Genomic DNA, 1,301 nt, shown 5'->3' with positions numbered 1-1,301 from the left:
TCTGGAGTTGCCCCGGTTCGATAGACACATCAGGGCTTGCGGCTACGCGGCAGCATAGCCGTCTTGATGGACGTCCTTGATGGCCTGTCGGCGCTCGTATTCGGCCGGGCTGAGCTGACCGTTGGCCGAATGCCGGCGCCGGGGGTTGTAGAACCCCTCGATGTAGGCGAACACCGCCCGCTCGGCCTCCGGCCGGGTGCGGAAGGCCCGCCGGTCGAGCAGTTCGCATTCCAGCGAGGCGAAGAAGCTCTCGGTGATCGCGTTATCGAAGCAGGTCCCGGTTCTCCCCGTCGAGAGGCGGACCCCGGCCTGGGCGCACCGCTGGCCGAAGGCGACCGATGTATATTGACCGCCCTTGTCGCTGTGATGGATCACCCCGGCACTGGGCTGACGCTGGTGGATCGCCATCGCCAGCGCGTCGGTGACCAGTTCGGTGCGCATGTGCTCGGCCATCGCCCAGCCGACGATCCGCCGGGAGAACACATCCAAGACCACAGCCAGATACAAGAAGCCCTGCCCGGTCGGCACATACGTGATGTCAGCGGTCCACAGGCGGTTCGGCTCCTCGGCGGTGAACTGGCGCTTGACCAGGTCGGAGGCGGCCGCAGCCCGTCGATCGGCGATCGTGGTGCGACAGCCTTTACGCCGGGTCACGCCCGACAGTCCTGCCGCGCGCATCAGCCGGGCCACCCGCTTGCGGCCGATCCGGATGCCGTCGATCTCGCGCAGATCGGCGTGGATGCGCGGCGCGCCATAGATGCCGTCCGAGGTGGCGTGGTGCGCGCGGATCTTCTCGGTGAGTTCGGCGTCGCGGCGGGCACGCGCCGACGGACCGCGACGCTGCCGGGCCGCCCAGGCGTAGTAGCCCTGGCGCGACACACCGAGCACCCGGGCCAGCAGGGAGACGCCGTGGTGGTCGTTCTCCGCATCGATCAGCCGGAACCTCATCTCGGCCGATCCGTCTCCCGTGCGAAGAAAACCGCGGCCTTGCGCAGGATCTCCTTCTCCTCGCGGAGAATCTTGACCTCGCGGCGCAGCCGGGCCAGCTCGTCTTTTTCGGCGCTGGTCAGGCCGTCGGCGCGGCGGCCGTCATCCAGATCGGCCTGGCGCACCCAGGTACGGATCGACTGGGCGGAGGGCTCGAACTCCCGGGCCAGTTCCTCCGGCGACCGTCCGGCGCGCACCAGTTCCACCATCTGCCGGCGAAACTCCGGCGGATAGTTGTTCGGCACAGCAGACTCCTTCTTCCGGGAACCAGGGTTCCCCAGAGGTGAGGTGTCCACCAAACCGGGTTAACTCCA

At 67.9% G+C, this 1,301-nt stretch carries 1 protein-coding gene; it reads right to left on the bottom strand.

What is annotated here, in order from left to right; all coding sequences use genetic code 11:
* Positions 1–42 precede the first annotated feature (42 nt).
* Positions 43–1,196 (bottom strand): IS3 family transposase gene (locus tag ABD823_RS34360; RefSeq protein WP_344867124.1). Its coding sequence is split into 2 segments (ribosomal slippage): positions 43–995 and positions 995–1,196, totalling 1,155 coding nucleotides; the frame shifts between segments, so codons are not numbered across the junction.
* Between the last annotated feature and the right edge of the window lie 105 nt (positions 1,197–1,301).

Origin of the sequence: Planomonospora alba, assembly GCF_039534085.1 — a bacterium.
Classification (GTDB): Bacteria; Actinomycetota; Actinomycetes; order Streptosporangiales; family Streptosporangiaceae; genus Planomonospora_B; species Planomonospora_B alba.
Note: the sequence above shows the minus strand (reverse complement) of the source record. Positions and strands in the feature narration are given on the sequence as shown.